General features: G+C 71.4%; 9 protein-coding genes. 2 read left to right on the top strand and 7 right to left on the bottom strand.

The window, feature by feature from the left end; genetic code table 11:
- Window positions 1-435, bottom strand: a 435-nt coding sequence (locus tag ACFXC1_RS09295) for an MFS transporter (protein WP_381240913.1), incomplete at its 3' end; no start/stop codon positions are given.
- Between the two features lie 395 nt (window positions 436-830).
- Between ACFXC1_RS09295 and ACFXC1_RS09290 the strand changes: the two genes are divergently transcribed.
- Both ACFXC1_RS09290 and metX read left to right on the top strand, forming a co-directional pair.
- Window positions 831-2,192 carry a bifunctional o-acetylhomoserine/o-acetylserine sulfhydrylase gene (locus tag ACFXC1_RS09290; protein WP_381240911.1) on the top strand — a complete coding sequence of 454 codons (1,362 nt, stop codon included), beginning with the start codon at window positions 831-833 and terminating at the stop codon, window positions 2,190-2,192.
- Window positions 2,189-3,334 carry a homoserine O-acetyltransferase MetX gene (metX, locus tag ACFXC1_RS09285; RefSeq protein WP_381241143.1) on the top strand — a complete coding sequence of 382 codons (1,146 nt, stop codon included), beginning with the start codon at window positions 2,189-2,191 and terminating at the stop codon, window positions 3,332-3,334. The genes ACFXC1_RS09290 and metX overlap by 4 nt, the downstream gene beginning before the upstream one ends.
- Here metX and ACFXC1_RS09280 read toward each other — a convergent pair.
- Genes ACFXC1_RS09280 through ACFXC1_RS09255 form a run of 6 tightly spaced genes read right to left on the bottom strand, consistent with a single transcriptional unit; the run spans window position 3,331 to window position 9,639 of the window.
- Window positions 3,331-3,786 carry an ester cyclase gene (locus ACFXC1_RS09280; RefSeq protein WP_381240908.1) on the bottom strand — a complete coding sequence of 152 codons (456 nt, stop codon included), beginning with the start codon at window positions 3,784-3,786 and terminating at the stop codon, window positions 3,331-3,333. The two genes, metX and ACFXC1_RS09280, sit on opposite strands and share 4 nt — an antisense overlap.
- Window positions 3,787-3,835: 49 nt before the next feature.
- Window positions 3,836-4,615 (bottom strand): SDR family NAD(P)-dependent oxidoreductase, encoded by a 780-nt coding sequence (locus ACFXC1_RS09275; RefSeq protein WP_381240905.1) that lies wholly within the window; start codon window positions 4,613-4,615, stop codon window positions 3,836-3,838.
- A 33-nt stretch (window positions 4,616-4,648) separates the two neighbouring features.
- Window positions 4,649-6,109 (bottom strand): MFS transporter, encoded by a 1,461-nt coding sequence (locus ACFXC1_RS09270; protein ID WP_381240903.1) that lies wholly within the window; start codon window positions 6,107-6,109, stop codon window positions 4,649-4,651.
- A complete protein-coding gene (locus ACFXC1_RS09265; protein WP_381240901.1) occupies window positions 6,110-6,931 on the bottom strand; it encodes a TauD/TfdA dioxygenase family protein in 822 nt (273 codons plus the stop codon).
- A gap of 39 nt (window positions 6,932-6,970) precedes the next feature.
- Window positions 6,971-8,296: an LLM class flavin-dependent oxidoreductase gene (locus ACFXC1_RS09260; RefSeq protein ID WP_381240899.1), complete on the bottom strand. Its 1,326-nt coding sequence runs from the start codon at window positions 8,294-8,296 to the stop codon at window positions 6,971-6,973.
- Entirely contained in the window at window positions 8,293-9,639 is a 1,347-nt protein-coding gene (locus ACFXC1_RS09255) for an LLM class flavin-dependent oxidoreductase (RefSeq protein ID WP_381240896.1), read from the bottom strand. The genes ACFXC1_RS09260 and ACFXC1_RS09255 overlap by 4 nt, the downstream gene beginning before the upstream one ends.
- Window positions 9,640-9,652: the final 13 nt, after the last annotated feature.

Genomic DNA, 9,652 nt, shown 5'->3' with positions numbered 1-9,652 from the left:
CCTCCGGGGGCGCGGGGGTTTCCCGGTGTGGGCCGCCCCGCGCGCGGGGGCGGGGGGGGCGCCCCCCCCCCGGCCCCCCGCCCGGGACAGCACCAGCAGCGGGAGCCCGGTGGCCACCGCGGCTCCGACGTTGGACACGACGAACAGCAGGGATCCGGCGACCAGCGCGCGGCGCCGCCCGAACCGGTCGCTCAGCACGCCGAGGAACGGCGCGCACACGGCGTACACCAGCACGTACGCCGTGACGCTGGAGGCCGCGGCCGCCTCGCTGACGTCGATGTCCTTGGCGATCGTCGGCAGCAGGGGCGAGACGAGGAACGTCTCGGTGCCGAAGAGGAACAGCAGCGCGAACACACCGGCGTAGCGCAGCCGGTCGAGCCGGTCGGGGTCGGCGACGTCCGCCGTGTGGGACGGCGCGTCGGGGAGGCTGCTCAAGCGGATCACAACCGTTCGGTGGGGCGGGAGAGGTGACCGGGCCATCGTCGAACCGTGCGCGGGGAGCAACCAGACAGGCGATCGTGCTGTGACCACAGGTCACAGGCTGACGGGGCGGACATGGCAGTCGTGTTTCAACTCCCCACGCCACGCTGGTTCTCCGGCATCGGCTGTGGTTCTCTCACTGCATGACCGTGCTCGTGACCCGCCGCCACGTCGACTACTTGCGTGTCACCAGCATGGGTTGTTCGGCCGTGAGCTGACGCTCCGCTCCGGCATCCGATCCCCCTCTCTCACCACCGCGCCGCGCCGTACTCCGCCCTGCCCGCTTCCGGTTGGGGCCCCGGCCCCGCGGTCGACGCCCGCACCCCGCACGCCCCGCACAAGGGAGAACCATGAGCCAGCCCATCGACTCCGTCACCGGGGGTCACACACCCGAGGACGAGCCCGCAGGTCCGGACACCTCGGCCTGGTCGTTCGAGACCAAGCAGATCCACGCCGGCGCCGTACCGGACCCCACGACCGGGGCGCGGGCGACGCCGATCTACCAGACCACCTCGTTCGTGTTCCGGGACACCCAGCACGCGGCCGGCCTGTTCGCGCTGGCCGAGCCCGGCAACATCTACACCCGCATCCACAACCCCACCCAGGACGTCTTCGAGCAGCGCGTCGCCGCCCTGGAGGGCGGGGTCGCCGCGGTGGCCCTGGCCTCCGGGCAGGCCGCGGAGACCCTCGCGATCCTGACGCTGGCGTCCGCGGGCGACCATCTGGTCTCCAGCACGTCCCTGTACGGCGGCACGTACAACCTCTTCCGCCACACACTGCCGAAGTTCGGCATCGAGGTGTCCTTCGTCGACGACCCGGACGACCTGGACGCCTGGCGGGCGGCGATCCGCCCGAACACGAAGGCCCTGTTCGCCGAGACCCTCGGCAACCCGCGCGGCAACGTCCTCGACGTGCGCGGGGTCGCCGATGTCGCGCACGAGGCGGGCGTCCCGCTGATCGTGGACAACACCGTGCCGACCCCGTATCTGCTGCGGCCCATCGAGCACGGCGCCGACATCGTCGTCCACTCGGCGACGAAGTTCCTCGGCGGGCACGGGACCACCATCGGCGGTGTCGTGGTCGACGGCGGCACCTTCGACTTCGGCGCGCACGCCGAGCGCTTCCCGGACTTCAGCGAGCCGGACCCCAGCTACCACGGCCTCCAGTACTGGCCGGCGCTCGGTCCGGGCGCCTTCGCCATCAAGCTGCGCGTGCAACTGCTGCGCGACCTCGGTCCGGCGATCTCGCCGCACTCCGCGTTCCTGCTCCTCCAGGGCGTGGAGACACTCAGCCTGCGCATCGAACGCCACTCGTCCAACGCCCAGGCCCTGGCCGAGTGGCTGGAGCAGCGCGACGAGGTGGCGGCCGTCCACTACCCGGGACTCGAGTCCAACAGGTGGTACGAGGCAGGACAGCGCTACCTTCCGCGCGGTGCCGGGGCGGTGCTGGCCTTCGAGCTGCGGGACGGGGTCGAGGCCGGAAAACGGTTCGTGGACGCCGTGGAACTCTTCAGTCATCTCGCCAACATCGGGGACGTACGCAGCCTCATCATCCACCCCGCGTCGACGACCCACAGTCAGTTGGACGAGGCGCAGTTGGCGGCGACCGGCACCTCGCCGGGTCTGGTGCGCCTGTCCGTCGGCATCGAGAACCTCGCCGATCTGAAGGCCGATCTGGAGGCCGGGTTCCGCGCGGCCAAGGGCGCGTCCTGAACGCCGTACCGACTCCGTCCGCGGTCCCCCTTCCGCCGGCCTCCGGGGCCTGGCGGGAGGGGGACCCGCCCGGGCGCCGTCAGTGGCACGTCCGGGAGAAGCCCCTCGCGCTGGAGGCGGGCGGTGAACTGCCCGGCGTACGGCTGGCGTTCGAGACCTGGGGGCACCTGGCACCGGACCGCTCGAACGCCGTACTCGTCCTGCACGCGCTCACCGGCGACAGCCATGTCGCCGGCCCCGCAGGACCCGGTCATCCCACCCCCGGCTGGTGGGACGCGCTGATCGGACCGGGGCGAGCCCTGGACACGGACCGCTGGTTCGTCGTCGCGCCGAATGTGCTCGGGGGCTGCCAGGGCAGTACCGGCCCGTCGTCGCTCCGCCCGGACGGACGGCATTGGGGCGGGGACTTCCCGTTCCTGACGCAGCGCGACCAGGTGGCAGTGGAGGCGGACCTGGCGGACGAACTGGGCGTCCAGCGTTGGGCGTTGGTGCTCGGCGGGTCCATGGGCGGGATGCGCGCGCTGGAGTGGGCCGTCACGTATCCGGAGCGCACGGACGCACTCCTGCTGCTCGCCACCACCGCCTCGGCGAGCGCCGAGCAGATCGCCTGGACCAACATCCAGCTCCACGCCATCCGTTCGGACCCGCACTGGCAGGGCGGCGACTACCACGCCACCGGCCGGGGTCCCCGTGCCGGACTCGGCCTCGCCCGTCGCCTGGCCCATGTCACCTACCGCAGCGAGCCGGAGCTCGCGGTCCGCTTCGGCCGCGCGGCGCAGGGTGCGGAGGATCCGTGGAACGGCGGCCGGTATCAGGTCGAGTCGTATCTCGACCATCACGCGGCCAAGTTGGTGCGCCGGTTCGACGCGGGCAGTTACGTCACGCTGGCGGAGGCGATGAACAGTCACGACATCGGCCGCGACCGGGGTGGCACACGAGCGGCCCTGCGCCGGGTGACCGCGCGGACACTTGTCGCCGGAGTCGACTCCGACCGGCTCTATCCACCGTCCCAGCAGGCGGAGTTGGCGACCGGCATCCCCGGCGCGGACCGTCTCCGCGTGATCGAGTCGCCCTACGGCCACGACGGATTCCTGATCGAGACGGAGCAGGTCGCGGCGCTGGTCCGCGAACTCGTGGGCTAGGTCGTGTCCGTGTCCGCGAGTTGCTGGACGATGCCGAGGCGATCCGCCAGCACGTTGTAGCGGACGATCCGGCCCTCGCGGACGGTCAGCCAGCTGATGCTCTGTCCGGTGAAGGGCTTGCCGGTGGCCGGCACGCCGAAGATGGTGCCGGTGTGCAGCCCCTCGATCGTCCAGAACACGATCACGCGGTCGCCCTCGGCGAGCAGGTCGGAGACGGAGACGTGGACGTCTTCGACGTTCCCCCAGAGCCATTCGGCGTGTTCGCGGAAGTGTTCGCGGGTGCCGGTGCCGCCGGCGCCGACCCGGGTCTCGTCGGTGGCGTCCGCGGCAACGATCTCGTCCAGGACATCCAGCCTGCGTCCGTCGACGAACTCCTCGAAGTAGCGCCGGGCGACCGCCTTGTTGCGTTCGGTCTCGTTCTCGACGGCGTGGTTGTTGTGGGTGCCGGTCACTTGACGCCTGCCTTCTCTCGGCGGATCGGCGGATCGATAGATCGCTGGGTCAGTGGGCTGCGGGTCCGGGCGGCGGGGGCAGGATCCCCCCGTTGGCGCTGAGTCCGCCGTCGACCGGGACGGTCACCCCGGTGATGTACGAGGCGCCGGGTGAGGTCAGGAACCAGATGACCTCGGCCTGCTCCCGGGGCTCGGACCAGCGGTGCGCCGGGATGCGGCCGGTGATGGCGGCGGAGAGGTCGGGGTCGGCGATCTGGCCGGCGGTCAGCGCGGTGGCCGTGCCGCCGGGGGCGATCGCGTTGACCCGGATGTTCTGGGCCGCGTAGTCGATGGCGGTGGCCCGCACCAGGTTGATGACGGCGGCCTTGGTGGCGTTGTAGCCCCAGGTGCCGGCGTCGCCGCGCAGCCCGGAGACGGACGAGGTCGCCACGATCGAGCCGCCGCCCGATGCGCGCAGCGCGGGCGCGGCGGCCCGGATGCCGAGCGCGACGGAGCGCACGTTGACGGCGAAGAGTCGGTCGAACCGCTCGATCGCGCCGGGCGACTCCAGCGGTCCTGCCCCGCCGATGCCCGCGTTCAGCACGGTCGCGTCGAGCCGCCCGAAACGCTCCACCGCCAGCTCCACGGCTGCGGTGTTGGTGGATTCCTCGGAGACGTCACCGACGAGGGTGGCCACGCCGTCCAGGGTTCGGAGCTTGGCGAGTCCCTCCTCCTGTACGTCCACGGCGACCACCCGGTGACCGCGTTCGGCGAAGAGCCGCGCGGTGGCCTCCCCGATTCCGGAGGCGGCACCGGTCACCAGCGTGACGGGCGCGGAACCTGTCGTCATCAGCAACTCCTTTGTCGTGCGGATGAGTTGGCGCTATCGCTCCTGCGGGCTCCGGTCGTCCCGGGGACTCCGCACGGTCGGGAACTCGGGTCGCGGCGAACGGGGTGAGACGGCCACCCGGCGCAGCCGCGCCAGCACCAGCGCGGCGGCGAGCAGGCCCGCGCAGACGCAGGAGGCGAGCGCGTACGCGGTGCGCGGGCCGCTGCCGGACGCCGAGTGCAGATAGACCGCCGACACGGCGCTGAGGCAGACGGCCGCAGCGATGCGCTGGGCCATCTGGAGGATGCCGCCGCCCACTCCGGCGGCCTCGGCCGGGGCGTGTTGCAGGACCTGGGTCTGGTTGGGCGATACGGCGAGGCCGCCTGCCGCGCCGGACAGCAGTTGTGTCGCCGCCAAGACGATCGGCAGTGCGGCGGACGGTACGAAGAGCGCGGCCACCGCCCCGGCCAGGGCGGCGCAGACTCCCAGCGCCAGACCGACGCTCACTGTGCGCAGCCCGATCCGTCGCACCAGCCGCCAGGCGAGGGCCGAGGAGACGCCCATCGCGACGGCCGAGGGGAGCGAGATCGCCGCCGTGAGCAGGGCCGACAGCCCGAGCCCGTCCTGGAGGAAGACGGTGAGCACGAGGGACGCGGCGATCGAGGAGCCGAACTGGGCCATGGCGACGGCCGTGCCCAGCATGTACGGCCTGGACGACGCGAGCGCCGGATGGACCAACGGCACCCGGCCCCTCCGTACCCGTATCCGCTGATGCACGGTAAACGCACAGGCCAGGGCGCACACCCCGGCCGCCCACAGCAGTGCCGCTCCCCCGCTGTCCGGGGTGCGGATGAAGGGCACCATCAGCGTCAGCGTGCAGGCGCAGGCCAGGCCGAGGCCGAGGATGTCCAGCCGGGAGTCATGGGCGGTGCGCCGGGGCGGCGGCAGCCAGCGGGCCGCGATGGTCAGGGTGACCACCGCGCACGGCGTGCTCAGCAGGAGGCAGTAGCGCCAGCCGGTCCCGGGCCCGAGTCCGGCGACGAGGGCGCCGCCGAGCGGCGGTCCGAGTGCGGCGGCCACGCCGGCCGTCACCGCGTACAGACCGAGCGCCCGGCCCCGGTCTCCCCCGTGGAACACGTCCTGAATGGTGCCGATCACCTGGGAGTTGACGAGTCCGGCCGCGGCGCCCTGCACCAGCCGGGCACCGATCACGGTTCCCGGTCCGCTGCCGGTCGCTGCCACCACCCCGGCCAGGAGGAAGACGGCCATGCCTGCGAGGAAGAGCCGCTTGCGTCCGTGCAGATCGCCGAGGCTGCCCCCGGGTACGAGGGCCAGTCCGAAGGCCAGCGAGTAACCGGCCACGATCCACTGGACGTCCGCAGCGCCGGCCCCGAGCGAGTGCCGCATGCTCGGGACGGCGATGTTCAGAACTGCCTGGTCCAGCAAGGTGGTTGCCCGTGCGGCCAGACACACCAGCAGTACGCGGCGAGCGGCGCGGTCTTCTCCCGGGAGCATTCAGGCGTGCCGCTCCGTGACGCCCGCGTCCGGCTCCACACCGAGGACCTTGCGGTAGACGCGCTCGCCGTCGCCGTAGTCGTCGACGGCGTAGTGCCAGGTCGCCCGGTTGTCCCAGAGGACGAAGTCACCGGGCTTCCAGCCGAAGCGGATGGTGTAGTCCGGCGAGGAGGCGTGTCGCAGCAGATGGTCGAGGAGCACCTTGCTCTCCGCCGGTGTGACGCCGGTGAGCTGCTTCGCCGAGCTGCTGATGAAGAGGCCCTTGCGGCCGGTGGTGGGGTGGGTGAGGACGACCGGGTGCTCGACGGGTTCGCCGGGAGCGTCCTTCCTGCTGCCCTGCGCGTAGTTCTCGGCGTTGCCGTTGTAGAGGGCTCCGACCGACTCCAGCAGCACCTTGAACGGCTCCGACAGATCGTCGTACGCGGCCTGGAGGTCCGCCCACAGTGTGTGGCCGCCCAGCTCCGGCACCACCTCGTAGGTCAGGGACTCGATCGCGAACACGGGTTCGCGCCACAGCCCACCGATGTGCCACGTGCTGGCTTTCCCGGTCTGCTTGACGTTGTACGGGTAGACCAGCGGGTTGGCCGGGTGCTTCACGGCGGTCGGATGGTCGAAGGGCCGCGCGAACAGGCTGACGGCGGCGACCTGCTGATCGGGCGTCAGATGCTGGCCGCGGAACACGAGGACCTTGTGCTCCCGGAAGGCGCGGCGCAGTTCCTCGGCGATGCTCTCGTCGACGGACGCGGTCAGGTCGACTCCGGCGACTTCGGCGCCGAAGCGGGGCCCTGCCCTGAGGATGTCGAGACGTGCGACGGTGGTCATGACGTTCTCCTTCTTCTACGGCGGATGCGGGGGTGCGGGTCAGGAGCGCCGGGGTGGCCGGGGCAGCCCGAGGTGGTCGCGGAGCGTGGTGCCGGTGTAGTGGGTTCGGAAGAGACCTCGGCGCCGCAGTTCGGGGATCACCAGGTCGGCGAAGTCGTCCAACGTGCCCGGCAGATAGGGGAAGACGACGTTGAAGCCGTCGGCGGCGCGGCCGTGGAACCACTCCTCGATGTGGTCGGCGATCTGGTCCGGGGTGCCGGTGATGGTCCGGTCGTCGTTGGCGACACGGCGGACGAGGTCGCGGATAGTGAGGTGGTCGCGGCGTGCGTCCTCGTAGATCTGCTGCTGTGCGGTCTGCGACTGGTTGGAGACGGGGAGCTCGGGCAGCGGGCCGTCCAGTGGGTAGGAGCTGAGGTCGAAGCCGCCGAGCCAGTACGAGAGGTCGGCCAACGCGACCTGCGGGGGCAGGAGTTCGGTGAGCCGGGCCAGTTTGTCCCGGGCTTCGGACTCGGTCGGCGCGGTGATCACGGACAGGGCCGGGAGCACTTTGAGGTGGTCGGGGTCGCGGCCGTGGGCGGCGGCGCGTTCCTTGATCTCGGCGTAGAACTCCTGTGCGCGGGCCAGGTCCTTGATGCCGGAGAAGATCAAGTCGGCGATTCGGGAGGCGAGTTGCTTGCCCGCTTCCGAAGCCCCGGCCTGGACGATGACCGGGTGTCCCTGCGGAGGCCGGGCGATGTTGAGCGGTCCGGCGACCTTGAGGTGCTTGCCCTCGTGGTCGAGCGCGTGCAGTTTGGCGGGGTCGAAGTAGACACCGCTCGCCTGGTCGTGGTGGAAGGCGTCGTCCTCGAAGGAGTCCCAGAGGCCCGTCACCACGTCGTGGAACTCTTCGGCGCGGTCGTAGCGGGTGGCGTGGTCGAGGTGGGCGTCGAGGCCGAAGTTCTGGGCCTCGCCGTCGTTGAGGGAGGTCACCACGTTCCAGCCGGCCCTGCCGCCGGAGATGTGGTCGATCGAGGCGAACGTACGGGCCACGTGGTAGGGCTCGTTGTAGCTGGTCGACGCGGTGGCGATCAGGCCGATCCGGGAGGTGCCGGCGGCGAGAGCGGCCAGCAGGGTCGTCGGTTCGAAGGAGTCGTTGACGACGCTGACCCGGCTCAGGACGTCCTCGCTCGCGAACGGCACGCCCACGAGATCGGCGAGGAACACCGCGTCGAAGGCGGCCCGTTCGGCGGTCCGCGCGAAGGAGAGCACCTCGCGGATGTTCACGCCCGCGTCCGCCGCGGTGTCGGGGTGCCGCCAGGCGGCGAGGTACTCACCCGGCGGCTTCAGAAAGGCGTTGAGGTGGAGCTGGTCGGTGCGGCGGCTCATCGGCCGGTCTCCTGGAGGTCTCGGGCGCGGGCGGCCGGGCGCGTCAGGCCGAGGTTCTCGCGCAGGGTGGCGCCCTCGTACTCGGTGCGCAGCAGACCGCGGCGCTGGAGAAGCGGGACCACGTGGTCCACGAAGTCGTCGGCGGGGCCGGGCAGATAGGGGAAGGAGATGTTGAATCCGTCGGCCGCCCGCGCGTGGAACCAGGTCTCGATGTGATCGGCGATCTGCTCGGGGGTACCGGCGACGGCGGAACCCGCGGCGAACCGGTGCGCAAGCTGACGGATCGTCAACTTCTCGTCGTGGGCGAGCTTGAGCAGCAGCTCCCGGCGCGACTTGCTGCGGTTCGTGTCGGGGATGTCCGGCAGCGGACCGTCTACCGGACGGTCCGTCAGATCGAGGTCGCCGATGTTGTCCTGGACCAGGCGGCGGGCCACGTCGTCGTGAATGAGGTCCTGGAGTTCGGCGAGCCGTCGCCGCGCCTCCGTCTCGGTGGCTGCCACGAGCGGGGTGAGGCCCGGCCACACCAGGAGGTCGTCGGGATCGCGGCCGAACCGGGCCGCTCGCGCCTTGACGTCCGTGTAGAAGTCCTGGGCGGCCCCCAGTTCGTGCTGGGTGGTGAACAGGACCTCGCCGTGCCGGGCCACGAACTCCCGTCCCGTGGCGGACGATCCGGCCTGGAAGAGCACCGGATGCCCCTGCGGCGGCCGGGAGATGTTCAGCGGTCCTCGGACGGTGAAGTGCTCGCCCCGGTGGTGCGGGGTGTGCAGGCCGGCCGGGTCGTAGTAGCGGCCGCCCTCCTTGTCCCGTACGACGGCCGTGTCGTCGAAGCTGTCCCAGAGCCCCTTCACGACCTGTACGAACTCGTCGGCACGGCGGTAGCGCAGCTCGTGTTCGAGGTGGCTGTCGCGGCCGAAGTTCGCCGCCTCCAGCGGGACGACCGAGGTGACGACGTTCCAGCCGGCGCGACCGCCGGAGATGTGGTCGAGGGAGGCGAACTTGCGGGCGATGTGGAAGGGATGGTTGTAGGTGGTGGTCGCCTTCGCGGCCAGGCCGATGTGCTCGGTCACCAGGGACAGGGCGGCGAGCAGCGTCAGCGGTTCGAAGTGCTCGGCGCGGCCGGTGCGGGAGAGCGAGTCGAGCTGGTGTCCCCAGATCGCCGCGACGTCGGCGACGAACAGGGCGTCGAAGCGCCCGCGTTCGAGGGTGCGGGCGAGGTCTGCGTGGAAGGCGAAGTCGAGTTGTCCGTCGGGCCGTGCGTCCGGGTGGCGCCAGCCGGCGATGTGTCCGCCGGAGCCGTGGACGAGGGCTCCGAGGGTGAGCCGACGTGGGGTCTGCGTGGTCATGGTGTGCCTCCGG

Source organism: Streptomyces hokutonensis (assembly GCF_042751305.1).
GTDB classification, from domain to species: Bacteria; Actinomycetota; Actinomycetes; order Streptomycetales; family Streptomycetaceae; genus Streptomyces; species Streptomyces hokutonensis_A.
This window is presented reverse-complemented; position numbering and strand designations above follow the sequence as displayed.